Annotated in this window: 23 protein-coding genes; 11 read left to right on the top strand and 12 right to left on the bottom strand. The window is 73.7% G+C overall.

Translation table 11 applies throughout. The annotated features are described in order from the left end of the window. Positions 1-25 precede the first annotated feature (25 nt). Both ABRQ22_RS11965 and dapA read right to left on the bottom strand, forming a co-directional pair. Positions 26-352 (bottom strand): hypothetical protein, encoded by a 327-nt coding sequence (locus ABRQ22_RS11965; RefSeq protein ID WP_353706890.1) that lies wholly within the window; start codon positions 350-352, stop codon positions 26-28. 185 nt (positions 353-537) lie between these two features. Then, positions 538-1518, bottom strand: a complete 981-nt coding sequence (gene dapA / locus ABRQ22_RS11960; RefSeq protein ID WP_353706889.1) for a 4-hydroxy-tetrahydrodipicolinate synthase — start codon at positions 1516-1518, stop codon at positions 538-540. Positions 1519-1590: 72 nt separating this feature from the next. Between dapA and ABRQ22_RS11955 the strand changes: the two genes are divergently transcribed. Further along, entirely contained in the window at positions 1591-2481 is an 891-nt protein-coding gene (locus tag ABRQ22_RS11955; RefSeq protein ID WP_353706888.1) for a LysR family transcriptional regulator, read from the top strand. 49 nt (positions 2482-2530) lie between these two features. Here the strand turns inward: ABRQ22_RS11955 and ABRQ22_RS11950 are convergent, their stop codons facing one another. Continuing rightward, positions 2531-2872 carry a YciI family protein gene (locus ABRQ22_RS11950; RefSeq protein ID WP_253051520.1) on the bottom strand — a complete coding sequence of 114 codons (342 nt, stop codon included), beginning with the start codon at positions 2870-2872 and terminating at the stop codon, positions 2531-2533. 380 nt (positions 2873-3252) lie between these two features. Between ABRQ22_RS11950 and ABRQ22_RS11945 the strand changes: the two genes are divergently transcribed. Together ABRQ22_RS11945 and ABRQ22_RS11940 are read left to right on the top strand one after the other, a co-directional pair. Further along, positions 3253-6654: a CARDB domain-containing protein gene (locus ABRQ22_RS11945; protein ID WP_353706887.1), complete on the top strand. Its 3402-nt coding sequence runs from the start codon at positions 3253-3255 to the stop codon at positions 6652-6654. 71 nt (positions 6655-6725) lie between these two features. Continuing rightward, a complete protein-coding gene (locus tag ABRQ22_RS11940) occupies positions 6726-7136 on the top strand; it encodes a hypothetical protein (RefSeq protein WP_353706886.1) in 411 nt (136 codons plus the stop codon). A gap of 53 nt (positions 7137-7189) precedes the next feature. Here the strand turns inward: ABRQ22_RS11940 and ABRQ22_RS11935 are convergent, their stop codons facing one another. After that, positions 7190-8440, bottom strand: a complete 1251-nt coding sequence (locus tag ABRQ22_RS11935) for an MFS transporter (RefSeq protein ID WP_353706885.1) — start codon at positions 8438-8440, stop codon at positions 7190-7192. Positions 8441-8482: 42 nt separating this feature from the next. Here ABRQ22_RS11935 and ABRQ22_RS11930 point away from each other — a divergent pair, with 42 nt between their 5' ends. After that, positions 8483-9163: an FCD domain-containing protein gene (locus ABRQ22_RS11930; protein WP_253051516.1), complete on the top strand. Its 681-nt coding sequence runs from the start codon at positions 8483-8485 to the stop codon at positions 9161-9163. A gap of 27 nt (positions 9164-9190) precedes the next feature. On the opposite strand, the gene ABRQ22_RS11925 is transcribed toward ABRQ22_RS11930, so the two are convergent. Genes ABRQ22_RS11925 through ABRQ22_RS11915 form a run of 3 tightly spaced genes read right to left on the bottom strand, consistent with a single transcriptional unit; the run spans position 9191 to position 11283 of the window. After that, positions 9191-9628 carry a VOC family protein gene (locus ABRQ22_RS11925; RefSeq protein ID WP_353706884.1) on the bottom strand — a complete coding sequence of 146 codons (438 nt, stop codon included), beginning with the start codon at positions 9626-9628 and terminating at the stop codon, positions 9191-9193. Between the two features lie 9 nt (positions 9629-9637). Further along, on the bottom strand, positions 9638-10927 hold the full coding sequence (locus tag ABRQ22_RS11920; protein ID WP_353706883.1) for an MFS transporter: 1290 nt from the start codon (positions 10925-10927) through the stop codon (positions 9638-9640). Further along, positions 10924-11283 (bottom strand): hypothetical protein, encoded by a 360-nt coding sequence (locus tag ABRQ22_RS11915; protein ID WP_253051513.1) that lies wholly within the window; start codon positions 11281-11283, stop codon positions 10924-10926. Before ABRQ22_RS11915 ends, ABRQ22_RS11920 begins: the two co-directional genes overlap by 4 nt. A 71-nt stretch (positions 11284-11354) precedes the next feature. Here ABRQ22_RS11915 and ABRQ22_RS11910 point away from each other — a divergent pair, with 71 nt between their 5' ends. Continuing rightward, positions 11355-12002, top strand: a complete 648-nt coding sequence (locus tag ABRQ22_RS11910; RefSeq protein WP_353706882.1) for a uridine kinase — start codon at positions 11355-11357, stop codon at positions 12000-12002. Positions 12003-12028: 26 nt separating this feature from the next. On the opposite strand, the gene ABRQ22_RS11905 is transcribed toward ABRQ22_RS11910, so the two are convergent. Further along, positions 12029-12511 (bottom strand): glutathione peroxidase, encoded by a 483-nt coding sequence (locus ABRQ22_RS11905; protein WP_253051511.1) that lies wholly within the window; start codon positions 12509-12511, stop codon positions 12029-12031. 135 nt (positions 12512-12646) lie between these two features. On the opposite strand from ABRQ22_RS11905, the gene ABRQ22_RS11900 reads away from it, so the two are divergent. The 4 genes from ABRQ22_RS11900 to ABRQ22_RS11885 all read left to right on the top strand — a co-directional run bounded on the left by ABRQ22_RS11900 (position 12647) and on the right by ABRQ22_RS11885 (position 15328). After that, the gene (locus tag ABRQ22_RS11900; protein WP_353706881.1) at positions 12647-13213 is read left to right on the top strand and encodes a hypothetical protein; all 567 of its coding nucleotides are present in this window, start codon (positions 12647-12649) and stop codon (positions 13211-13213) included. Between the two features lie 140 nt (positions 13214-13353). Next, the gene (locus ABRQ22_RS11895) at positions 13354-14139 is read left to right on the top strand and encodes a 3-hydroxyacyl-CoA dehydrogenase (RefSeq protein WP_353706880.1); all 786 of its coding nucleotides are present in this window, start codon (positions 13354-13356) and stop codon (positions 14137-14139) included. A 70-nt stretch (positions 14140-14209) separates the two neighbouring features. Next, positions 14210-14905, top strand: coding sequence for a DNA alkylation repair protein (locus ABRQ22_RS11890; protein ID WP_253051508.1), 696 nt, complete (start codon positions 14210-14212; stop codon positions 14903-14905). Positions 14906-14935: 30 nt separating this feature from the next. Next, positions 14936-15328 carry a nuclear transport factor 2 family protein gene (locus ABRQ22_RS11885; RefSeq protein ID WP_253051507.1) on the top strand — a complete coding sequence of 131 codons (393 nt, stop codon included), beginning with the start codon at positions 14936-14938 and terminating at the stop codon, positions 15326-15328. Positions 15329-15346: 18 nt separating this feature from the next. On the opposite strand, the gene ABRQ22_RS11880 is transcribed toward ABRQ22_RS11885, so the two are convergent. Then, the gene (locus tag ABRQ22_RS11880; protein ID WP_353706879.1) at positions 15347-17047 is read right to left on the bottom strand and encodes a PQQ-binding-like beta-propeller repeat protein; all 1701 of its coding nucleotides are present in this window, start codon (positions 17045-17047) and stop codon (positions 15347-15349) included. A 366-nt stretch (positions 17048-17413) separates the two neighbouring features. On the opposite strand from ABRQ22_RS11880, the gene ABRQ22_RS11875 reads away from it, so the two are divergent. Next, the gene (locus tag ABRQ22_RS11875; protein WP_353706878.1) at positions 17414-18400 is read left to right on the top strand and encodes a sugar phosphate isomerase/epimerase; all 987 of its coding nucleotides are present in this window, start codon (positions 17414-17416) and stop codon (positions 18398-18400) included. A gap of 79 nt (positions 18401-18479) precedes the next feature. Here ABRQ22_RS11875 and ABRQ22_RS11870 read toward each other — a convergent pair whose 3' ends face one another. From ABRQ22_RS11870 to ABRQ22_RS11860, 3 genes are all read right to left on the bottom strand, one after another. After that, positions 18480-19289 (bottom strand): alpha/beta hydrolase, encoded by an 810-nt coding sequence (locus ABRQ22_RS11870; protein ID WP_353706877.1) that lies wholly within the window; start codon positions 19287-19289, stop codon positions 18480-18482. A gap of 76 nt (positions 19290-19365) precedes the next feature. Further along, on the bottom strand, positions 19366-20703 hold the full coding sequence (locus ABRQ22_RS11865; protein ID WP_353706876.1) for an MFS transporter: 1338 nt from the start codon (positions 20701-20703) through the stop codon (positions 19366-19368). A gap of 121 nt (positions 20704-20824) precedes the next feature. Next, positions 20825-21787, bottom strand: a complete 963-nt coding sequence (locus tag ABRQ22_RS11860; RefSeq protein WP_353706875.1) for a PhzF family phenazine biosynthesis protein — start codon at positions 21785-21787, stop codon at positions 20825-20827. 170 nt (positions 21788-21957) lie between these two features. Here ABRQ22_RS11860 and ABRQ22_RS11855 point away from each other — a divergent pair, with 170 nt between their 5' ends. Beyond that, positions 21958-25284, top strand: a complete 3327-nt coding sequence (locus tag ABRQ22_RS11855; RefSeq protein ID WP_253051501.1) for a family 16 glycoside hydrolase — start codon at positions 21958-21960, stop codon at positions 25282-25284. The last annotated feature ends 100 nt before the right edge of the window (positions 25285-25384 follow it).

The following is a 25384-nucleotide window of genomic DNA, read 5'->3' as shown; positions in this document are numbered from 1 at the left end:
CGTGCCGGCGTCGGGGGAGCGGTCGCTACGTCGAGACCGCCAGGCACCCGTTGGTCCAGTCCCAGTCGCTCGCTGCCCGCTCGGCGACGTCACCGCCCGCGTCGTAGGCAGCGCTGACCTGCTCCGGGGGCAGGCTCGTGCGGATCGTCGGACCCCCGCACCCGCTGCCGATGAACGCGCCGTCGCGCTCGATCCACAGGCAGAAGGCAGTGTCCGCCTCGAGCGACTCGGCGAGGAAGAACGCGTACCCGTCCTGCTCGTGGAGAAGCCGGGTCTCGCCGATCGATCCCGGGTCGACGTCCGGGGAGCTCAGGTCCACCGAGTCCTCCGGCCCGGCCTCCGTGGCCAGCACCCGGGACGGGTCGCAGGCGGAGGTCCCGGTCCCGCAGGACACGGTGGCAGCAGCGGTGATCAGTACGAGCGCCACCGGAAGCACCGCTCGACGTCGCGAGCCGAGGTCTCGGCGCAGGCTCGCGAGTAATCCGATCGCATGCATGTCGCAACGATACTGGAATCGATCGTCATGATCGAGGAAGGTCACCTCCCGACCGGCCGCGCGTCCTCGCGTGTGCCGCGCGGTGGTGCGTCGGTGGTGCGCCGGTGGGCCGAGGCCGCCGCCGGTCCGGCTGCCCGGAGGGAGCCCAGCAGTGCGTCGCGGGACGCGAGGGCCGCCGAGAGCGCGTCCAGGGACGCCGGGAGCAGCGGGAGCCGCACGCGAGGGCTGGCGATCCGGCCGTCGGCGGCGAGGACGGCCTTGATCACCGCGGGATTGGGCTCGGCGAAGAGGGCGCGCGTGAGCGGGACGAGCGCGTCGTGCACCGTGCGGGCCCGGTGCGCCGGGCCGTGCCGCCAGGCCTCGATCAGCTCGGCATAGGCGCGCGGGGCCACGTTGGCGCTCGCGGTGATCGCGCCGCGGGCGCCGAGGGAGATCAGCGGCCCCGCGTACAGGTCGTCGCCGGCGAGCACGGACACGTCGGGCCGCAGGGCGCTCAGGAACGCGACCGTCGTGTCGTCGATCGAGCCCACCGTGTGCTTGAACCCGGCCACGCCGGGCAGGTCGGCGAGCCGGTGGAGCGTGTCCGCCGTGAGGGTCAGGCCCGTCCGGTACGGGACGTTGTAGACGACCAGCGGGACGGGGGCCGCCGCCGCGAGGCGCCGGACGTGCTCGACGACGCCCTCCTGGGAGGGGCGCGTGTACGACGGGACCGCGACGAGCGCGGCCGTCGCCCGGGGGTCGAGGGCCGTGATGAGGTCGACGGACGCGGCGGTGCTGCTCGTCCCCGTGCCGACGACGAGGTGCCGGTCGCGTCCCGCGCAGACCTCGGCGCAGACGTCGACGACCTGACGCGCCTCGGCGCGAGTCAGCGTCGCCGGCTCTCCGGTCGTGCCCAGGGCGACGACGCCCGCCGCGCCCTCGTCGAGGACCGTGGCGGCGAGCGTCGCGAGCGCGTCGAGGTCGAGGCGGTCGTCGTCGGTGAACGGGGTGACCAGGGGGACGTAGAGACCGGAGAGCTCCATGACGGCCACTCTGGGCCCGCCGCCACGGTCGGGTCTAGTTCCTGTTCGTGCGGCATGCCGTAAGTTCTCCTTATGCTCGACGTCCGCAGGCTCCGGCTGCTCCGGGAGCTCTCGCACCGGGGAACCATCGCGGCGGTGGCCGAGGCGCTCACCTACACGCCGTCGGCCGTGTCGCAGCAGCTCTCCGCGCTCGAGCGCGACGCCGGGGTGGCCCTGCTGGAGCGGTCGGGCCGCCGGGTCCGGCTCACCGCGGCCGCCGAGCGGCTCGTCGAGCACACCGAGAAGATCCTGGAGATCCTCCGCGAGGCCGACGCGGACCTCGCCTCGGCCGCCACGACGCTCCGCGGGACGCTGCGCATCGGCGTCTTCCCGACCGCCGTGCCGACCCTGCTCACGCCCGCGGTCGTGCGCCTGAGCTCCGACCACCCGGGGTTGCGGCTCCTGGTCTCCGAGCTCGACCCCGCGACGGTCCCCGCCGCGCTGCGCGGGGACGCGGTCGACGTCGCGCTGGTCCAGGAGTACGACCACGTCCCGCTCACGGTCGGGCCCGGCGTCGAGACGGAGCCGCTGCTGGAGGAGACGGTCCACCTGGCCGCCCTGGACGCCGGGTCGCTCGCCGACCGTCGCGACGCGCCCTGGATCGCCGGGACGCCCGGGACCCTGTGCCACACGCTGACCGTCAGGGCCTGCGAGGCCGCGGGCTACGCCCCCGGCATCCGTCACCACGCGGACGACTTCGGTGCGGTCCTCGCGCTCGTCGCCGCCGGGCAGGGCGTCGCGCTCGTCCCGGACCTCGCGGCCGGGAACCCTCCCACGGGCGTGGTCCTCACGCCGCTCGCCATCCGGCGTCGGACCTCGCTCGCCTACCGTCGCGGGACCCGGGCGCACCCGGAGGTCGCCGCCGCACGCGCGGCGCTGCACGCGGCCGTGGCGACCGCCGGACTCACGCGCACCACCGGGTAGCAGCACGAGGATCGCCGGCGCCGGTGCGCACGGCCGCGCCGGGGAGCCGTCAGCTCTCGGGGTCGTCCTGGAACACGCGCACCTCCTGGCGGCAGCGGCAGGCGACGGCGATCTTCGCCGCCCACCGGAGCGCGTCGTCACGCGTGGGTACGTCCAGCACGGTGTAGCCGCCCTCGATCCGGGCGGTCTGCGGGTACGTGCCCTCGGTGACGGTGCCGTCCCCGGAGACCAGGACCGGCGGGACGCTCTCGTCGATCCCGCCGCCGAACACCCAGACTCCGGCCTCCTTGGCCTCGCGCACCACCGTGTGCGCCGCGTCCGCGGCGGCCTCGAGGCCGCCTGGACCGAGCTCCATCTCGCCGCTGGGGAACGAGATCAGGTACTTCGCCATCGCACGACTCCTTCGTCTCCGGGGATCCCGGCCCATCGTCGCTCGGGGTACCCACGCCACGCCGACCCTTGACGCCCTGGATGTCCGTCTCGTAACGTCCGTACTGCACAACGCAAGAAGTTGACAGAAGTCCAGCACAAAGCAGTGCACACGCTGCAACTCTCGAATTCCGCCACGGGTCCGACCGGTGACCATCCCTGACGGGTCGTTTCGTGGCACCCGGCCGACCGGATCCGACCTCGGGCCCGGTCCCGACCCCGAACCAGCCCTGACCCGACCCACCCGTGACGGTGGCGCCGCACCAGCACGATCGCGTCCGCCGTCGGGCACCGTCGCCCGCGGGTGGACGAGCCCGCCCCGGCGGGAGAACGAGGACGTTCATGAGAACCCCCTGGAAGCACACGGTCGTGGCGGGTGCCGCGCTGGCGCTCGTCGCGCCGCTCGGCGTCGTCGCCGTGGCGCACGCCGCGGACGCCACCAACCTGGCGCTCGGCAAGCCGATCGCCGCGTCGTCGGTGACGCAGACCTACGTCGCGGGCAACGCGAACGACGGGAACACCGGCTCCTACTGGGAGGGCGCGGGCGGCCAGTACCCGTCGCACCTCACCGTCGACCTCGGGGCGGAGGCCGACGTCGACCGCGTCGTCGTCACGCTGCCCCCGCCCTCCGTGTGGTCGTCGCGCACGCAGACGTTCAGCGTGCTCGGCCGCTCCGACGGCGAGACGGCGTTCCGGACGCTCAAGGCGTCGGCGGCGTACCGGTTCGACCCCGCGAGCGGCAACACGGTCGAGATCCCGCTCGACGCCGAGGTCGACGAGGTGCGCCTCGCCTTCACCGCCAACACCGGTGCGGGCAACGGTCAGGTGTCCGAGCTCCAGGTCTGGGGCACGCCCACGGGCGGCACCGACCCGACGGACCCCACCGACCCGACCGGTCCCACGGACCCGACCGGCACCAACTACGCGAAGAGCCGCCCCGCGACGGCCTCGTCGACCGAGTGGCAGTTCGTCGCCGCGAACGCGGTCGACGGCAGCGCGACCACCTACTGGGAGGGCGCGGGCGGGCAGTACCCGTCGACGCTCGACGTCGCGCTCGCCGCGCCCACGCAGCTCAGCAGCGTCCGCGTCCGGCTCAACCCCGACGCCGCGTGGGGCCCGCGCACGCAGACGTTCTCCGTGTGGGGCCGCACCGGCACGGGTGCCTGGCAGGAGCTCAAGGCCTCGGCCGGGTACGCGTTCGCGCCGGGCAGCGGCAACCTCGTCGACGTGCCCGTGACGGGCACCGCGACCGACGTGCGCCTGCGCTTCACCGGCAACACGGGCGCGGGCAACGGCCAGGTCGCCGAGCTCGAGGTCTACGGCGCCCCGGCGCCGAACCCCAACCTCACCGTCACCGCGGTGACGGCGTCGCCGGCGTCGCCCACGGCGACGACCCCCGTGACGCTCACGGCGACGGTGACGAACACGGGCGACCGCGCGTCGTCGGCCACGACGCTGGACGGGAAGCTCGGCGGGTCGACCGCGGGCTCGGCCGCCGTCGCCGCGCTCCAGCCCGGCGCGAGCGCGCAGGTCCAGGTCGCGGCGGGCACCCGCCCCGCGGGCGAGTACACGGTCGGTGCCGTCGTCGACCCGGCGAACACCGTCGTCGAGCAGGACGAGACGGACAACGCGTTCACGGCGACGGCCAAGCTCGTCGTGGGCGAGGCGCCCGGGCCGGACCTCGAGGTCGTCTCCGTGTCGTCGAACCCGGCCAACCCGGCCGTCGGCTCGGCCGTGACGTTCTCGGTCCAGGTACGCAACCGCGGCAACCAGCCCGTCGCGGCAGGGTCGGTGACGCGCGTCGTCGCCGGCTCCACGACGCTCGACGGCACGACGCCGGCCGTCCCCGCGGGCGCGACCGTCACCGTCACGCCGAGCGGCTCGTGGACCGCGACGAGCGGCGGAGTCACCGTGACCGCGACGGCCGACGCCACGGGCGTGGTCGCCGAGACGAACGAGGACAACAACACCGGCACGCTCGCCGTGACCGTCGGGCGCGGCGCCGCCGTCCCGTACACGACGTACGAGGCCGAGGACGGCCAGTACACGGGCACGCTGCTCCAGACCGACGCGCTGCGCACGTTCGGGCACACGAACTTCGCGACCGAGTCGTCGGGCCGCGAGTCCGTGCGCCTGACCAGCACGGGCCAGTACGTCCAGTTCACGTCCACCAACCCGACGAACTCGATCGTCGTGCGCAACTCGATCCCCGACGCCCCCGGCGGCGGGGGCCAGGAGAAGACGATCAGCCTCTACGCGGACGGCCAGTTCGTGCAGAAGCTCACGCTCTCGTCGAAGCACTCGTGGCTCTACGGGACGACGGACCAGCCCGAGGGCCTGGTCAACACGCCGGGCGGAGACGCGCGTCGCCTCTTCGACGAGTCGCACGCGCTGCTCGGGCGGTCGTTCCCGGCCGGGACGGTCTTCAGGCTCCAGCGCGACGCGGGCGACGACGCGGCGTTCTACGTCATCGACCTGGTCGAGCTGGAGCAGGTCGCCCCTCCGCTGGCCAAGCCCGCGCAGTGCACGTCGATCACCGAGTACGGCGCGGTGCCGAACGACGGGCTCGAGGACACCGCCGCCATCCAGGCCGCCGTCACCGCGAACCAGAACGGAGAGATCGACTGCGTGTGGATCCCGGCGGGGCAGTGGCGCCAGGAGAAGAAGATCCTCACCGACGACCCGCTCAACCGCGGCATGCACAACCAGGTGGGCATCCGCGACGTGACGATCCGTGGTGCGGGCATGTGGCACTCGCAGCTCTACAGCCTCATCCCGCCGCACCTCGCCCCGGGCGTCATCAACCACCCGCACGAGGGCAACTTCGGGTTCGACATCGACGACAACACCCAGATCTCCGATCTCGCGATCTTCGGCTCCGGCACGATCCGCGGCAACAACGCCCAGGAGGAGGGCGGCGTCGGCCTCAACGGCCGGTTCGGCAAGAACACGAAGATCACCAACGTGTGGATCGAGCACGCGAACGTCGGGGTGTGGGTCGGGCGCGACTACTCCAACATCCCGGAGCTGTGGAACCCGGGCGACGGGATCGTCTTCTCCGGCATGCGGATCCGCAACACCTACGCGGACGGCATCAACTTCAGCAACGGGACGCGCAACTCGACGGTGGTGAACTCGACGTTTCGCAACACCGGCGACGACGCGCTCGCCGTCTGGGCCAACCCGTACGTCAAGGACCGGGCCGTGGACATCGGCCACTCCAACACGTTCCGCAACAACACCGTCCAGCTCCCGTGGCGCGCCAACGGCATCGCCATCTACGGCGGCTACGACAACTCGATCGAGAACAACCTCGTCTACGACACCATGAACTACCCCGGCATCATGCTGGCGACCGACCACGACCCCCTGCCGTTCTCGGGGACGACGCTCATCGCCAACAACGGGCTCTACCGCACCGGCGGGGCGTTCTGGAACGAGGACCAGGAGTTCGGCGCGATCACGATCTTCCCGCAGACGCACGACATCGTCGGCGTGACCATCCGCGACACGGACATCGTCGACTCCACGTACGACGGCATCCAGTTCAAGAACGGCGGCGGGAACATGCCGGACGTGAAGATCACGAACGTGCGGATCGAGAAGTCCAACAACGGCTCCGGCATCCTCGCGATGGGCGGCGCCCGTGGCAACGCGATCCTCTCGAACGTCACCGTCACGAGCTCGCGCGACGGCGACGTGGCGAAGGAGCCCGGCTCGCAATTCACCTTCACGGGCCAATAGGGGGCCACCTCGCCCACCCTCGCGGTGCCGAACACGACATGGGGGTCGTTATCCGCCGGATAGCGACTCCCATGTCGTTCTCGAGGGCGGGGAAGGTCGTGGTCGACGGCGCCCCGCTGGGCTGGCTCGCGACGTACCGCACGCCGGTGAAGGCCGCCCACCTCGCGAACAACCCGCACGCGAGCTTCTCCTACTGGGCGCCCCGCGGGAGCGACTTCGCGGCCGCGGACGTCGTCGCCAGGTGGGTCGACGACGAGCAGGACCGCCGCCGCGTGTGGGACCTCTACGCGCGGACCAGCCCGCAGGGCGCCGGCTACGACCTCGGCGCCTTCTGGGCGTCACCGACGGACCCGCGGCTCCACGTCCTGCGCCTCGACCCCTACCGCGTCCAGGTGATCCGCGGCCTCGACCTGCGCAACCGGATCTGGACCCCGAGCGACGTCCCGGCCGTCGTCCCACGAGCGGCCGTCGCCACGGCCTGACGGGCGCTCTCCGGCGGACGCCGGGTACGCCGCGGGTGCCCGCACAGCGGGGCTCAGCGCGGGGACGGCCGGTCGGCGACGGGCACCGACGGCACGGTGTCCTCCACGAAGCGGGGGCGGCAGGCGAACCAGCCCCCGACCACGCCGGGGACGGCGGTGGCGGCGAGCACGAGGAGCGGGACCGACCACGACCCGGTCGCCTCGCGCAGCAGGCCCAGGCCGATCGGGCCGAAGCACGCCAGCGCGTACCCGAGGCCCTGGACGAAGCCCGACACGGCCGACGCGGTCTGCGGAGTCCGGGTCCGCCGGTTGATGAGGGTCATGCACAGCGGGAACGTGCTCACCCCGATCCCCAGCGCGCACATCCAGAGCGCCGTCCCGTCGAGCGGGGAGAGGAGCAGGCCGACGTACCCGGTCACGAGCACGACGGCGCACACGACGACCACGACGAACGGGTTCGCCAGGCGCGTGGCGAGGTGCGGGACGACCAGCGCGGCGGCCATGCCCCAGGCGGAGTAGAGGGCGACCATGGTGCCGCCCAGCGCGGCGCTGCCGCCCGCGTCGGTGAGCACGGCCGGGACCCACGTGATGATCCCGTAGTTCGAGAGCGAGATCGCCGCGAACAGGACGACGAGGCCCCACACGGTCGAGGACCGGCCGATCCGCGGTCTCGCGCCGACGGCGGTCGAGGTGCCGGGCGCGTGGTGGTTCGCGGGCATCCGGGTCGCCAGGACGAGCCACACGACGGCGGCGAGCGCCGCGGGCCCCGCCCAGATCCCGACCGAGAACCGCCAGCTGGTCGCCTCGGCGACGGGGACGGCGAGGAGCGGGGCGACGAACTGACCGGTCTGCATGAGGATCAGGTAGAGCGACGTCCACAGGGCGATCCGGTCCGGGAACCACGCCTTCACCAGGGGGACGATCACGACGTTCGCCGCGCCGATCCCGGCGAGGGCCAGCACGGTCGACGCCACCAGCCAGGTGGTCGACGGGGAGATCGCGCGCAGCACGAGCGACAGGGCCGTCAGCGCCAGGGCGACCGTGGCCGTGCGCTCGAGCCCGAACCTGCGCGTCACCACGGGAGCGAGGAACCCGAAGAGCCCGAACGACACCGCGGGGACGGTGCCGAGCAGGCCGGCCACGGCCACGCCGTAGCCGAGGTCGGCGCCGATGGTCTCCAGCAGCGGGGTGAACCCCGTGACGGCGGTCCGGAGGTTGATCGCCGTCAGCGCGACGGCGAGCCCGGCCCACAGGGTGAGGCGGACCCGCCCGGCGGGGACGCGGGTGGGGGAGAGTGTGGCCATGTCAAACTCCGCTGCGAGGTCGGCCGTCGATAGGATCATGGGATGAATCCTGAGCAGTCTGACACGCGTGAGCCGCTGCGTCGAGTAGGACTCATCGACCAGGCGGCGGCACGGTTCCGCGACGAGGTGGTCTCCGGGCGCTGGCCCGTCGGCGAGCGCATCCCGACCGAGGTCGCCCTGGTGGCCGAGTTCGGCATCGGGCGGAACACGGTCCGCGAGGCGCTCCAGTCGCTGGTGCACGCGGGCCTGCTGCGCCGCGAGCAGGGGCGTGGCACCTTCGTCATCTCCCGCTCCGAGCTGACCGGCACCCTCGAGCGTCAGCTCGCCGGAGGCACGCGCCGCCACTACCTCGAGCTGCGCCTCGCCCTGGACAGCACCGCGGCCTCGCTCGCCGCCGCGAGCCGCACGGACGCCGACGTCGTGCTGCTGCGCGAGCTGCGCGACCGGCGGGAGGCGGCGTGGTCGACCGACGATCCCGACGCGCGCGCGAGCGCGGACCTCGACCTGCACCGCGCGATCGTGGAGGCGACGCACAACCCCCTGTACGTGACGCTGTACTCGAGCATGCTCGACGTGTTCGCCGTCCACATGCGCGACGAGGAGAACGAGGACGAGGACGCGGCCCACCGGCACCACCACGAGCTGGTCGAGGCGATCGCCGACGCCGACGCGGACGCTGCCGCGGAGGCGGTGGCCGCGATCATGGACCCGTTCCTGCGCTGAGCCGCGCCGCGGCAGCCGAGCCCGCCGTCAGTCCAGGCAGAACTCGTTGCCCTCGACGTCCTGCATGACGATGCACGACTCGTTCTCCTCGTCCGCGACCATGACGCGCACGCACGTCGCGCCGAGGGCGACCAGACGGTCGCGCTCGGCCTCCAGCGTCGCGAGGCGCTCGGCGCCGACGAGCCCGGTCCCGACGCGCACGTCGAGGTGCACCCGGTTCTTGACGACCTTGCCCTCGGGGACGCGCTGGAAGTACAGGCGGGGGCCGACGCCGTCCGGGTCGCTGCACGCGAACCACGCGTCCCGCTGCTCGGGCGGGAGCGCGGCGTTCGCGTCGTCCCACGTGGCGAAGCCGTCCGGGGGCGACGGCGGGACGTAGCCGAGCACCTCGCACCAGAACCGGGCGACGCGCTCCGGCCGCGCGCAGTCGAACGTGACCTGGACCTGCCTGACCGTCGTCGTCATCCCGCCACCCTAGGCACGCGGGCCCTCCTGGTCGGAGGGCATTTCCGGCCCCGGCGCGTCCGCTACCGGCGCGTCGGCCACCGGCGCGTCGGCCGTCGACACGTCCGCCACCGCCGTCGCCGCGGTCGGCCGCGCGGGGAACGTGCGCCGCGCGACGAGGACCACGACGAGCGCGCCGGCGACGATCCCCGCCCCGAGGAGCGGGACGACGTCGAGCCCGGACCGCGCGAGGACGAGCGCGCCGAGCGCGGCGCCGCCGCCGATGCCGACGTTCGACGACGCGTTGACGAGCGCTCCCGTGAGGTCCGGCGACGCCCCGTGCGCGCGGATCGCCGCGGCCTGGAACACCGGTGCGACGGCGCCGAACCCCGCGCTCCACACGCCGATCGCGACGAGCACCCCCACGGTCCCGGGGAACGCGAGCCCGACCGCGAGCATGCCCGCCACGACCGCGACGAGCGTGACGACCGTCGTCCGGCGCGGCCGGTGGTCGAGGCGCGCGGCGGCGAACGCCGTCCCGACGAGCCCCAGCGCCCCGAGCACGAGGAGCGCCGGGCCGAGCGCCGACTCCTGCAGGCCCGCGCCCAGGAGCAGGAGCGACACGAACGTGTAGACCGTGTACTGGCCCAGGTACGTGAGAGCGTTCGTGGTCGTGGCCACCGCGAGCGCGGAGCGTCGGCTCGCGCTCGACGCGTCCGACGGCGGAGCGCCGCCTCCCGGCACGGGCGGCAGCAGGAACGCGATGAGCACGGTGGCCAGTGCGCACGCGCCCGCGAGGACGCCGAACGCGGGACGCCAGCCGATCGCGGTGCCGAGCGTCGTCGTCAGCGGGACGCCGAGCACGAACCCGACCGCCGCCCCGGTGGTGACGAGCGAGAGCGCGCGCCCCGTGAGGTGCGGCAGCACGAGCCGCGACGCGTACCCGATGCTCACCGAGAAGAACACCGCGTGCGACGCGCCGCCCAGGGCTCGCGCCGCCGCGACGACGGCGAACGTCGGCGCGACGGCGACGAGCACGTTGCTCACCGTGTAGAGCACGAGCGTCGTCAGCAGCAGTCCCTTGCGCGGGAGCCGGGCGGTGCCGAGCGTCAGCGGCACGGCGAGCGCCGCGACCATGACCGCGTACGCCGTGACGAGCAGGCCTGCGACGGACTCGGTGACGTCCAGGTCCGCGCTGAGGAGCGGCAGCAGCCCGACGGGCACGAGCTCGGTCGTGATCGCCACGAACGTCGCGAGGCCCAGGGCGACGATGCCGCCCGCGGCCTCGCGCACCGTGCCCGGCCGGAAGGGTGCGGTCATGCGTCCGTCTCGACCTGCAGGGTCGTGTGGGGGTTCTCCAGGCCCTCGACCATGACGATCGTGCACGCCGTGACCCGGCCCTTCCACCGCGCCGCGACCTCGAGGTCCGCGCGCGGCTCGAGGGGGTAGCGGTTGGCCGTGAAGCTGTTGCCCCCGTTGCCGTGCGGGGACGCGTGGACGTGGTTCATGTACCGGATGCCGGTGTCGAGGTCGACGACGACCGGGTGCGCGAACGCCTCGGACTGGCTGAAGCCCCGGCGCTTGCGCTCGGGGCGGGTGTCGGCGAACTCGGTGACCTCCACCGTGTGCCCGACGGGAAGGGGAGCGGGGTAGTTGAGGGCGACGGTGCGCAGCATGCGTCCACCCTAGGAGCCGGACCTGCCCGGCGTCCCGGAGACGCTGCCGCACGATCTGGCATCCTGACGCGGTGCGCGTCGAACCGGTGACCGAGGACGTGCTCGTGGACCGGGTCGTGGACCGCGTCCTCGGGTTCCGGCGCCGCGACCGGGCGACGGTGCCCGACGGCGCGGTGCGGCTCCTCGTCGACGGCCACCCGTCGACGCACCCCGAGGCGCTCGCGGACCGGCTCGTCGCCCCGCTGCGCGCGGCGGGCCGACCCGTCGCGCGGGTCCGCGTGGAGGACTTCTGGCGCCCCGCGTCGCTGCGGCTCGAGCGCGGTCGCGAGGACCCGGACGCGCTGCTCGACGAGTGGATCGACGTGGCGGGCCTCAACCGCGAGGTGCTCGACGCCGTCGGCCCGGGCGGGACGGGTCGCTACCTGCCGAGCCTGCGCGACCCGGCGACGAGCCGGTCCACGCGGGCGGCGCCCGTCGCCGCGGAGCCGGGGCTCGTCGTCGTGCTCGACGGCGCGCTGTCCCTCGGCCGTGGGCTCGCGGTGGACCTCTCCGTGCACCTCGCGCTGCGCGACGCGACCCTCGCGCGCCGCACCGCGCCCGCGGACGCGTGGACTCTCGACGCGTACGCGCGCTACGAGCGGGAGGTCCGGCCTGCGGAGGCGGCCGACGTCGTCGTGCGGGTCGACGACGCGCGGCACCCCGCGCTCGTCGTGCGCTGACGCCCGCTACGCGAGGTGGCGTGCGCTCAGCGCGGCAGGTGCGCCTCGACGAGGTCGACGATGGCCGGGTCGTCGGGGAGGGTACGGGGGCGGAAGCGGTGCACCTCGCCGCCGGGGAGGACCACGAACTTCTCGAAGTTCCACGTGACCCGGCCGGCCTTCCCCTCGGCGTCCGGCGCCTTCTTGAGCTCCTGGTAGAGCGGGTGCGCGTGCCGCCCGTTGACGCGCACGCGGTCGACCACGGGGAACGTCACGCCGTACGTCAGCGAGCAGAACTCCTGGATCGCCTCGTTGGTGCCGAGCTCCTGGAGGAACTGGTTGCTCGGGAACCCGATGACGGTGAACCCGCGGTCGCGGTACTTCTCGTGCATCGCCTCGAGCGTCGCGTACTGCGGCGCGAGGCCGCACCGCGACGCGACGTTCACGACGAGCACGACGTCGTCCGCGTGCTCGCGCAGGGTGCGCGTCGTCCCGTCCATGGCGTCGAACGGGATGTCGTACAGGCTCATGCGGGGCGCTCCTGACGGTCGGGCGGAGACGGGTCGTCTCCCATCCTGCACCCGGCGGCGCCCGAGATGTGAAGATCTCGGGCCGAGGTCGCGCCCGCGGTCGCCGTCCACCACCGGGCCCGTCAGACTCGCGACATGACCACGCCCGACCTGGACGACTCCCGCACGGACGGCACGTCGCGCCTCGGGAGCGCCGTCGTCGGCGTGGTCGTGGGGCTCGTGATCTTCGCGTGCGTGGGCGTCGTGGGGTACTCCGTGTTCGTGGGGGTCACCATGAAGCAGTGGGCCGGGTCGTACGACTCGTCCCAGCCCGAGGCCACCGTGACGGCCGACGACGCGACCGCCGTCGGGCAGGAGGCCGGGCTCGACGCGTCCAACGAGGCGTACCGGCAGCGGACGGGCACGCCCGAGGGCGACGCCGAGGCGGCGCTCGCGATGCCCGCCGTCCAGGCCGCGCTCGACCCGGTCGCCGACGGGTCGGCCGTCGACGGCGACGAGGTCTCGGCCGCGCTCGTCGCGGCGGGGTTCGAGAACGTGCAGGTCGTGGACAGGAACGCGTTCGGCGACGTCGTCCCGGTCGTCGGCGTCGGGGTCGCGGTCCCCGGTGGCTGCGTGTACGGGGCGGTCGCGCCCGACGCCGTGACGCTCGACTCCGGCGGGCCGATCGCCGACGGCGGGTGCCTGGAGATGCCGTCGCACTGACAGCCTCGACCGGTGCCGACGAGATCGGCCCGAGCGTCCGAGATCGACCCTCGGTGGGTCGATCTCGCGACCCGCGGGTCGACCTGGGTACGGTCAGCGGGGCGGGCGACGACGCCCGCGCAGGTGACGGAGGGTGAGACATGCGGATCGAGGGCACGGTCGCCCTGGTGACCGGAGGGGCCTCGGGCCTCGGGCGCGCGACGGCGGAGGGCCTGGTCGCGGCAGGGGCGCGGGTGGTCCTCGCGGACCTCGCGTCGTCCGACGGCGTCGCGGTCGCCGGGGCGCTGGGCGACGCGGCGCGGTTCGTCCCCACGGACGTGACGAGCGAGGACGACGTGGCGCGGGCGCTGGACGCCGCGGACGACCTGGGCGGGGCGCGCGTCGTCGTGAGCTGCGCCGGGATCGTGCTCGCGCAGCGCGTGCTCGGGAAGTCCGGCGTGCACGCCCTGGACGCCTTCCGGCGCGTCGTGGACGTCAACCTCGTCGGGACGTTCAACGTCGTCCGCCTCGTGGCCGAGCGCATGCTCGCCCTCGACCCCCTGGGGCCTGACGGCCCCGGTCCGGACGGGGAGGAGCGCGGCGTCGTCGTGCAGACGGCGTCGGTCGCGGCGTTCGACGGGCAGGTCGGGCAGGCCGCCTACGCGGCCTCCAAGGCGGGCGTCGCGGGCCTCACGCTGCCGCTCGCGCGCGACCTCGCGCAGCACCGGATCCGGGTGATGACCATCGCACCGGGCATCTTCCGCACCCCCATGATGGCGTCGCTCCCCGAGGCGGCGCAGGAGTCGCTCGGCGCGCAGGTGCCGCACCCGAGTCGGCTCGGGCGGCCGGAGGAGTACGCGCACCTGGTGCGCGCGATCGTCGAGAACCCGATGCTCAACGGCGAGGTGGTGCGCCTCGACGGCGCGATCCGCATGGCGCCGCGCTGAGCGCACGGACCGCGCCGCGGCGCGGACCGCACGGACCGCGGGCGACCGCCCGCACGAGAGGAGAAGGACGATGCCGCCGTACACCACGGCGACCGACTTCCGCGCCGACCTGCTCGCGCGCGCGACCGCGGCCCAGCGCCGCGCCTACGCGCGGCACTTCCCGGGCGACGACACGCTCGCCGGGGTGCGCATGGGCGACGTGTTCACGCTCGCGAAGGGTGCGCTCGACCTGCCGGTGGACCAGATCGAGCTGCTCCTCGAGGACCGCGTGCACGAGGTGCGGGCCGGCGGCTGCTCGATCATGGGCAAGGCCGCGACGGCCCGGCGCGTCACCGTCGAGCGGCACGCGGAGCTCGTCGAGCTCTTCCTGCGCCGCCACGACCGGATCGACACGTGGGACCTCGTCGACCTCACCGCCTACCAGGTGCTCGGGTCGTGGCTCCTCGACCGGCCACGGGACGTCCTCGACGACCTCGCCCGCGCGCCGGACTGGCCGCGCCGGCGCTCCGCGATCGTCGCGACGGCCGCCTTCCTGCGGCGCGGCCAGGTCGACGACACGTTCCGGCTCTCCGAGGTCCTCGTCGACGACCCCGAGCCCTACGTGCAGAAGGGCGTCGGGTGGATGCTGCGCCACGCGGGCGACGTCGAGCCCGAGCGGCTGCGGACGTTCCTCGAGGACCACGCCGCGACCATGCCGCGCGACGTGCTGCGGGCCGCGGTGGAGAAGCTGCCGCCCGCGGAGCGCAAGGAGTGGCTCGCACGCTGACCTGGCCCGGACGAGCGGAGGAGCGACGTCATGACGGAGGACCCGAGGACCCGTACGGCATTCGCCGCGCTTCTGCGCGCGTGGGGTGACTCGCTCGTCGCGAACGACCCCGCCGCGATCGACGCGTTCGTCGACCCGGGCTGGGTGGTCGTGGGGACGGACGGGAACGCGCAGCCCCGCGCCGGGTTCCTCGCGGTCGTCGCGTCGGGGGAGCTCGTGCACACCGAGATGTCGTCCGAGCTCGTCGCGGTGAGCGTGCACGACGACGTCGCGGTCACCCTCGCGCGCGGCGTGTCCGCGGGCACGTGGCGGGGGACGCCGTTCCGCGACGAGGAGTGGTCGGTCGACACGTTCGTCCGTCGCGGCGACGCGTGGCGCTGCGTCCACACCGCGCTCGTCCCCGCCAGGTCGGGCGGGACCTGACCGACGGGAGCCGCCGGCTCAGCCCAGCCGGGTGACGGTCGCGTCCCCGCGGTCCGCGCGCAGCAGCCGGCCCTGGACCGCGACGTACCACGAGCCGGTCGTCGCGTCGCCGCGCCACTCGACGTCACCGTCGCGGAGGTCGAGCGCGACGAGCCGCGCGGTGTCCTCGCCGTCCTCCGACCAGGTCGTCACGACGAGCAGCGCCCGCGCCCCGTCCGTGAACGCCTGCGTGACCATCGACATCGGGGCGGGGGTCGGGGCGTCGTCGGGCTCGGGCGGGGCCAGCACCTCGGCGGTTCGCGTCCAGAGCACGCGTCCGGTCTCCACGTCGACGCCCACGACGACGTTGCCCATCCCCTGGCGGACCACGGCAGTGCCGGCCGCGACGACGTAGGCGGACTCGGCGCCGTTCACCCCGGCGCTCTCCCAGCGTCGTGCGCCCGTCGCGTCGCGGGCGACGAGAGAGGTGACCTCGCGCGAGAGGACGAGGCCGCCCGCGGCGCCGTCCGTGGCCTGCGGGACGAGCACCGTGCCCGGGGGCTCCCAGCGGACCTCGCCCGACGGCTCCAGCACGACCGGGGGTCCCGGCGACGGCGCGCCGTCGGCGACGGATTCCCGTGGGACTGCGCGGGAGAGCGCGCCGTCGGGAAGCCGCGAGAGCACGTCGGCGGGCGCCCGTGGGTCGTCGACCCGCGTCCCGTCGGCCGTGAACCAGGCGTCGACCCCGCATCCCTGCACGACGACGAGCCCTGCGCCCAGGACGAACGTCGCACCGTCGACGTCGGCGTAGGTGACGCTCTCCGTGTCGGAGTACGGCGCGCACGAACCCTCCTCGGGCACGAACGGGAGCTCGTGCTCCCAGCGGACCTGGCCCGTCCTCGCGTCCTCCAGCGTGACGACGGCGGGGCGGCCGGCGGAGAGGTCGGAGGGCACACCCGTCGTCGGGTCGACCGTGACGCGCGGACCGTCCGGCGCGTCGCCCGCTCGGCGGAACCGGGCGACGCTCCCGTCCGGACCGGGCGCGGACCAGCCGCGCGTCGCGTCCAGCGTGCGGGTCTCGGCGTTCCCCTCGGCGTCGATCACGGTGACCTCCGCGCCCTCGGCGGCGGGGACCGGCTCGTCTCCGAGCGGCGTGAGGGCGGTCGTCGCATCGAGGGGCGACGGGACGTCGTCCGTCACGCACACGAGCTCGTCGTCGGGCACCGGGGCCGACGCGGAGACCACGAGCTCGCCGCCGCACCGCGAGGTGGGCGGGAGCGGCACCGTCCACCGGACGTCGCCGGTGTCGAGGTCGTGGGCCACCGCCTCGTCGTCCCGCACGAGGACGACGAGACCGGGCAGCGTGGCGGGGTTCCCCGCCGTCTGCGCCGGCACGGTCCAGAGCTCGGTCGGTGCGGCCGGGAGGGGCTCGACGCCGCCGACCGCACGCCGCACCGTCTCGAGCGACCCGCGCGACGACACGGCGTCCACGACGATCATGCCGCCCACGACGGCCACGGCCGCTGCGGCCGCGACGAGGGCTCCCCGTCGGCGTCGCCGCCGTGCGGTGCGGGTCGCGCGCGCGGCGTCAGGGTCCGCGCTCCCGGTGTCGCCGTCCGGGGAGCCGGTGCCCGCCGGCGCGCCCGCCGGGTCGCCGTCAGGAGCCCCGTCCGCGGCGTGCGAACCCTCCTCGAGCTCGAACGCGATCCGACCGTGACCGGGACCTCGACGTCGAGACATGGAGCGATCCTAGGTGCGCTCCCCGGGCCCCCGCCCACAGGTCCAACGACGAACTTTCGACTTTTGATTGACACCCGACAGAAGCCTCGTAGGATGACGACCGGGTGGTAGGTGAGAGGCCGCCCGACACGGTGGGACGCGCTCCTCCGGCACGACGACGTGCGGAGGACTCGCTCGACGACGAGACGAGGAGGACCAGACGCAGGGCGCTGTACGGCCCTGACGAGGACGGACGACGAAGAGGGCCGCCCGAGGACCTGTCGTCGGCGTGACGACGAGCGCGTGTGCCGCCGACCGCCGCCGACCTGCACCACCCGCGGTGCGGCTCGCCCGAGCCGCACCGTCCCATCCCTCGAAGGAGAGACGATGAGCAAGTCTCAGATGACGCGCCGCAGCCTGATCAAGGCGCTCGCGACGTCGACCGTGGCCGTGGGCCTCGGTGCCGCCGTCGCGCCGGCGGCCGGCGCCGCCCCCGCCCCGACGGCCGCCGGGCCGCTCGCGGCCGCGGGCAACGGTCGCCTGGTCCCCCCGGGCAAGATCGGCATCCAGCTCTACTCGATCCGTGACAAGGTCTCGAGCCTCGGGTTCCGGACCGTGTTCGAGCAGCTCGCGGACATCGGCTACTCGGAGATCGAGTTCGCCGGCTACACCCAGAACCAGGTCGGGCCGATCACTCCCGAGGAGATCCGTCAGCTCCTCGACGACAACGGGCTGCGCGCCGTCGGCTCCCACGTCGGCATCAACGCGCTGCGCACCGACCTCCCGCGCCAGCTCGAGATCGCCAACATCCTCGGCATGCCGCACGTCGGCACGGCGAACGCGCCGTCGAACGTCAACACGGTCGACGGGTACCGCGCCGCCGCGGACGAGTTCAACGCCTGGGGTGCCCAGGCGAGCGCCGCAGGGCTCAAGCTCTACCAGCACAACCACGCGGGCGAGTTCGCGTTCGCGACGGACCAGCCCGAGGTGCGTCTGTACGACGTCTTCTTCGACAACACCGATCCCCGCCACGTGTTCCTCGAGATGGACGTCTACTGGGCCTTCGTGGGCCAGTACCGCTTCCCCGGCTTCGAGCCCATCGACTACGTGCGCAACAACCCGCACCGCTACCCGCTCCTGCACCTCAAGGACGGGGCGCGCAACGAGGCGAACCCGAACGGGTTCGACATCATCGAGTTCGACGCGGGCGACCTGCCCTACCGCGAGTTCCTCCGCGCGACGAAGGCGCGCGGCACGCGCTGGGGCATCTGGGAGCAGGACAACGCCCCGACGACCGCCGTCCCGCCGAACCCGGTCGACTCGTTCGGCAACGCCCGGCGCAGCTACACGTCGATCCTCGGCCTGCGCGGCTGAGGCACCCGGCCTCGAGGGCCCCGTCCGCGGCTGCGCGGGCGGGGCCCTCGTGCGTGCGCGGGCCCTCGTGCGTGCGCGGTCAGACGGCGCCGACGAACGCCCGGAGGTCCGCGAGGACCCCGGGCGCGGCGTCGCCGCCGAGGAACCCGTGGCTCGCGCCGGGCACCTCGACGAGCTCGCAGCGGACGCCGTCGCGCGCGCACGACGCGGCGAGCGTCCGTGCCTCGGGGAGCAGCGCGTCCTGGTCGCCGACCGCGAGGAACGTCGTCGGGAGCAGCGACGCGTCGAGGTCGAGCCGCGGCGCGTCCGCGAGGTCCGCGACCCGGGTCCAGGCGCGGAAGGACTCCGCGGACAGCGCGGCGTCGGGCCCGCCCGGCCGGTCCGGGTCGAACGACCCGAGCGTCAGGTCGAGGTTCGGGTTGGTGAGCGCGAGCCACGCCGGGGCGAGCGGCGTGCCGTGGGCCCGGTGCGCGGCGGCGACCGCGACGGCCCCGCCCGCGGAGTCGCCGAACAGGGCCGGCCTCCCGACTCCCTCCGTGGCGAGGAGCGCGAGCGCGACGAGCGCGTCGTCGGTCGCCTCGGCGAGCGTGCCCTCGGGCGCGAGCCGGTAGTCGACGGAGACGACGGTGGTCGAGAGCGCGGTCGCGAGGCGTCGGCACGAGGCGTCCTGCAGCTCCAGGTCCCCGAACAGCCCGTACCCGCCGTGCAGGAACACGACTGCGGTCGTGGGCTCGCGGCGGGAGCCGTGCGCGTCCGGGACGTAGCGTCGCAGCCCGACGCCGTCCCGCGTCTCGTCCTGCACCGTCCCCGCGAACGGCCACCGCGGACGGGCCAGGGCGCGCTCGCGCGCCTCGCGTCGCAGCGTCGTGACCCTCTGGGTGAGCTCCACGGGTCGATTCTCGGTCATCGTGCGCGAGGTGGGGGCCGGTGCGGGGGCCAGGGTTGCTCGCTCGTGCGACCGGGTCCTACCTCGTGGGCTCCTCGGCGGGCACCGCGGCCACGGGGTGGGGTGCCGGGCGGGGGAGCGGGCGCACCTGGCCGGCCACGGCGAGCGACAGGACGGTCGCGGCGCAGATGACCAGGAGCATGTGGCGGGCCCCGACCTGGTCGACGAGCAGGCCGAGCAGCGGCGGCGCGGTGAGCATCGCGACGGTCGAGAACGACGTCGCGACGGCGACGCGCGGGGCGGCGTGGGCAGGGTCGTCGGAGGCCGCCGCGATGGCGACGGGGTTGGCGAGCGCCGCGCCGCAGCCCCAGAGCACGATGCCGACCCACGCGAGCGGCAGGCTGGGTGCGAGGCCGAAGACGAGCAGCCCGACGAGCGCGGAGACGCCCGACGCGCGCAGCACGGCCACGCGCCCGAACCGGTCGATGAGCCCGGTCCCGGCGAACCGGAACACCGTCATCGCGCCGACGAACGTGCCGTACGCGACGGCGCCGAGCGCCTCGCGCACCGCGAACCCGTCGACGACGGCGATGGAGAGCCAGTTGCCCGCCGACCCTTCGGACAGCGACGACGCGAGCAGCACGAGCCCGATGAGGAGCGTGCGCGGCTCGCGCCACGCGGCGAGCGCGGCGCGCACCCCCGCCCCGCGGCGCGGCGAGGTCGGGTGTGCGGGTGCCGCGCCGTCGTCGGCCGGCTCGGTGGTGCCCGACGGCGCGGCCGCGCGCGCGGGCGCCGTGCGGTCGGGGGCGAGCGCGGTCGCGGGGGCGACGAGCACGGCGCGCGCCACCGTGACGGCGAGCGTCACGACGAGGATCTGCGCGGTGATGCCCACGTGCGCCCACGAGAACGCGGCCGCGACGAGCGCCCCGCACGCGGCGCCGATGGAGAACGCGGCGTGGAAGTGGGGGAGGATCGCCCGTCCGACGTGCTGCTCGACGGAGGCCGCGCAGATGTTGATCGGCACGTTGGTGAGCGCGCCGCACACCCCGTTGAGGAACGCGCCGGTCGCGAAGAGGACGACCCCGCCCGTCCCGGTGCCCAGGGCGACGAGGCCGAACCCGACGACGTTCCCCGCGGTCGCGACGACGAGGGTCGTGCGGCTGCCGAACCGTGCGACGACCGCGCCCGCGGACACCACGGACACGAGCGAGCCCAGGCCACCGACGACGAGCAGCAGGCCGAGCTGGCTCGCGCTGATCCCCAGCGCCTCGCGGACCGAGGGCAGGCGGCTCATCCACGACGCGCCGATGACCCCGAACAGCCCGAACTGCACCATGAGCGCCCAGCGGGCGCGCGCGACGACCGCGCGGTCCGTCAGGGCGCGGTCGGACCCGGAAACAGGTGGGGTTCTTGACACTTGCCCCAGTCTACGGAGCCCGGGGACCGTCGAGCCCGGGGATATCGCCGAGATCGAGCGCCGATGCCGGCGACGTCCCCCGGGTTCGGCACCCGGACCTCGGCCCGTCGCCGACGGGTGCTCAGAGGCGGACGGTGCCCGCGACGCACGTGACGCTCGCGCCGCCGACCCAGACCGTCCCCGACCCGTCGCGCTCGACGCGCACGCGCCCGGCCCGGCCGAGCGCCGCGCCCTGGGCGGCGAGGTAGCGGTCGGGGAGGCGGCCGTCCCGCGTGAGCCACTGCCCGACGACGGCGTTGAGGCTCCCGGTGACGGGATCCTCCGGGATGCCCATGGCGAGCGCGAACCCGCGGACCTCGACCGCGGCGCCGTCGGGGCCGCCGTCGTCCCCGTACAGGCCGGCGACCCCGACGGAGAGGTCGGGGTGCTCGACGCGAAGCCGCGTCCAGTCGGGTACGAGCCCGGCGACGCGGTCCGCCGAGTCCAGCAGCACGACGCGCCACCCGGGCCCGTTGTCGAGGACGCGGTGGTCGACCACGGCGTCGTCGGGGACGCCGAGCGCGGCGACGATCGCCGCGAGGTCGTCGTCCGGGACCGGCTCGTCGGCGAGCAGGTCGGGCGCGGCGAACGCGAGCCCGCGCGGGAGGTCCCCGTCCGGCTCGTCGTCCGGTCCGGCAGCGTCCGACCCGGCGGCCGGCGCCTCGCGCCGGATCGTCACCAGGCCGACGCCGCACTCCTGCACGACGGCGTCGCCCGCCCGGGGCTCGCCGCCCGCCTCGAGCCACGCGTGGCAGGAGCCGAGCGTCGGGTGCCCGGCGAAGGGGAGCTCGCCGCCGGGGGTGAAAATCCGCAGGCGGTAGTCGGCGCCTCCGGCGGCCCCCTCGGGGCTGGGCGGGAGGAGGAACGTCGTCTCCGAGAGGTTCGTCCAGCGGGCGAAGGCGGCCATCTGGTCGTCCGTGAGCCCGTCGGCGTCGAGCACGACCGCCACGGGATTGCCGAGGGTCGGGACCTCGGTGAAGACGTCCACCTGCGCGAACGGCCGGGACGCGGTGCTGTCGGCGATGTCGCCGTGGCGTGCGCTCATGCCTCCGAGCGTACGTCCGAGCAGGCCAGGGCACTTTTGTCGACTGCAAGTCGGAAGTTGTAGACACATCGATAGAACGAGGGCTAGCCTGTCCAGCGTTGTCATCGACGGAGCCGGGCAGGGGTTACGCTCCGTGGACTCGAAGTCCGACCGAGTATGAGGGAGCAACGATGCTCGAACGCACCAGCCTGCCGGTGTCCCGCCGGATCAGGTACCGACGCGGCGCGGCCGCCCTGACCCTCGGCGCCGTGGTCGTCGCGGGCTGGGCCGTCCCCGCCGCGGCCGACCTTCCCGAGCAGGAGCCCGGCGTCACGCTGCGGACCTTCCAGCTCGCGCAGAACCCCGGGGCCGTCTGCACCCTGAAGTCCGGCCAGACCCCCAACGTCGACAAGCTCATGCCGACCATCGACTGGTCGACCGCCGAGCAGTTCGGCGCCGAGGACAACTTCATCTCGCAGGTGACCGCGAACCTGACCGTCCCCGCAGACGGCCAGTACCAGTTCAAGGTCACCAACGACGACGGCGCCCTCGTCTACATCGACGGCCAGCTCGTCCTCGAGAACGACGGCCCGAACGACTCGACCTCCGTCGAGGGCAGCGCGACCCTCACGGCGGGCGTGCACGACCTTCGGGTCGACTACTACGAGGGCAGCGACAAGCAGCGCCTCACGCTCGCGTGGAAGACGCCGGGCAGCTCGACGTTCGAGGTCATCCCGACGTCGGCGCTCAGCACCGAGGCGGGCGTCGTGCGCGTGACCGCGCCCGGCTACAAGTACTGCGAGGGTGCGACCGACACGGCCGGCGACGGCCTGCGCCTGGACGCCGTCAACCCGAACTACGACCTCGTCGACCTGCGCCCCGAGGGCTTCGAGCCCAAGGTCTCGGGCCTGGCGTTCACGCCGGACGAGAAGCTCGCCGTCGTGACGACGGGCGAGGTCAGCTCCGGGGGCTGGCGCCCCGACCCGGTGTCCGGCGAGGTCTACTTCCTCGACGGCGTCACCACGGCGGACGGCCCCGAGGACGTCACGGCGACCCTGGTCGCGGACGAGCTGCTCAACCCGATGGGCATCGAGGTCGTCGAGGACTCGATCTTCGTCTCGGAGCGCTACCAGCTCACGCAGCTCACCGACCCCGACGGGGACGGCTTCTACGACCAGCACACGAAGATCGCGGAGTGGCCCGACGGCGGCAACTTCCACGAGTTCGCGTTCGGCCTGATCCACGACGAGGACTACTTCTACGTCAACCTCTCCGTGGCCATCAACAACGGCGGCGCGACGACCAACCCGCAGCCGGCGGCCAACCGCGGCACGTCGATCAAGATCGACCGCGAGACCGGCGAGGTCACGTACGTCGCGGGCGGCCTCCGCACGCCCAACGGCATCGGCTTCGGCCCCGAGGGTGCGATCTTCGGGACGGACAACCAGGGTGCCTGGCTGCCGGCGAACAAGCTCATCCACATCCAGCCGGGCAAGTTCTACAACCACTACACGAACCCGGCCGGGCCGTTCGACGCGAACCCCGTCTCCCCGCCGGCCGTGTGGCTCCCGCAGAACGAGATCGCGAACTCCCCGGGCAACCCGATCCTCGTCCAGGACGGCGAGTTCGCCGGCCAGATGCTCATCGGCGACGTCACCTACGGCGGCATCCAGCGCGCGTTCCTCGAGAAGGTCGACGGCGAGTTCCAGGGTGCGGTCTTCCGCCACACCGCCGGCCTCGAGGTCGGCGTGAACCGTGTCATCTACGGCCCCGACGGCGCGCTCTACGCCGGCGGCACCGGTGAGGGCGGCAACTGGGGCGAGTCCGGCAAGCTCCGGTACGGCCTCCAGAAGCTCGTCCCCGTCAACGAGGACTCCTTCGACATGAAGGAGATGCGCGTGGTCGAGGGCGGCTTCGAGATCGAGTACACCGACCCGGTCTCCGACGAGGTCGTCGAGAAGCTCGCCGACGCCTACCAGGTCAAGCAGTGGCGCTACGTGCCGACGCAGCAGTACGGCGGCCCGAAGGTCGACGAGGAGCCGCTCTTCGTCACCGACGCCACGGTGTCCGAGGACCGCACGACCGTCACGCTGAAGATCGACGGCCTCAAGCCCGGCCACGTCGTCTACATCCGGTCGCCGCGTCCGTTCGCGTCCGCCGACGGCGCCGAGCTCCTCAGCACCGAGGCCTGGTACACGCTCAACTCGCTCCCCGGCTACGTCGCCCCGGCCGACCGCGGCTGGTACGAGGCGGAGCTCGCGCAGCCGCTCGGCAGCTCGAGCATCGGCTCGGACCACAGCAACTACTCGGGCTCCGGCTTCGCCGCGGGCATGACGAGCGTCGGCGCCGGCCGGACGTTCTCCGTGACCGTCCCCGAGGCGGGCACCTACCCGGTCAACGTGCGCTACGCCAACGGCATCCACCCGTACACGACGCTGCGCGCGAAGAACGTCTCGCTGCACGTGAACGGCCAGGACCTCGGTCAGTGGAACTTCCCCACGACGGGGAGCTGGAAGGACTGGGGTGTGCTGACGCGCAACCTCGAGCTCCAGGCCGGAGTCAACACCATCACGCTCGCGTACGAGACCGGCGACGAGGGCAACATCAACATCGACGTGCTCTCGATCGGCGAGAACCCGGACATCTGCTCGCCGGGTGAGGTCGAGGACGGCTACACGGCCCTCTTCGACGGCACCCTCGCGAGCCTGCAGGAGGGCTGGCGCATGGCAGGTCCGGGTGGCTTCGGCCGCCAGGACGACTGCTCGATCCGCGGTGCGGGTGGCATGGGCCTGCTCTGGTACACGGCGCAGGAGCTCGGTGAGAACTACAGCCTGAAGCTCGACTGGAAGCTCACCAAGGACGACAACGGCGGCGTGTTCGTCGGGTTCCCGAACCCGGGCGACGACCCGTGGGTCGCCGTCAACAAGGGCTACGAGATCCAGATCGACGCGACGGACGCCCCCGACCGCACCACCGGCGCGGTCTACACGTTCCAGGGTGCCGACGAGGCGGCCCGGGACGCGGCCCTCAAGCCGGTCGGGCAGTGGAACGCGTACGACATCCGGGTCGAGGGAGACCGCATCCGCATCTACCTCAACGACGTGCTCGTCAACGACTTCACGAGCACCGACCCGGCGCGGCTGGTGAACAGCTTCGTCGGCATCCAGAACCACGGCAGCGGCGAGATGGTCAACTACCGGAACATCCGGTTCAAGGAGCTGACCGACGAGCCGGTCGAGGAGCTCGCGATCTCGACGACGGTCCAGACCCGCTGCATGGCGGGCAAGGTCTACGTCGCGGTCCGTGCCACGAACGACGACACGGTGCCGGCGGACATCACGCTGACGACGCCGTTCGGGACGAAGACGGTGACCGGCGTCCAGCCGGGTGCCTCCGCGTACCAGTCGTTCGCGACGCGCTCGACCTCGGTCGAGGCGGGCACCGCCCAGGTGTCCGCGACGGGCGGCGACCTGACGTTCCAGGCGGACGTCGCCTACGAGGCCGCGACCTGCGGCTGAGCTGAGACCCCGGGGCGGGCGGCGTGAGCCGTCCGCCCCGGGACGGACCGGGCGGGGGCGGCAGCACGAGCCGTCCCCGCCCGTCCCGTCTCACCCCCCT

The organism is Cellulosimicrobium sp. ES-005, assembly GCF_040448685.1.
GTDB classification, from domain to species: Bacteria; Actinomycetota; Actinomycetes; order Actinomycetales; family Cellulomonadaceae; genus Cellulosimicrobium; species Cellulosimicrobium cellulans_G.
The sequence above is the reverse complement of the archived record's forward strand: the minus strand, read 5'-3'. Positions and strand labels throughout refer to the sequence as shown.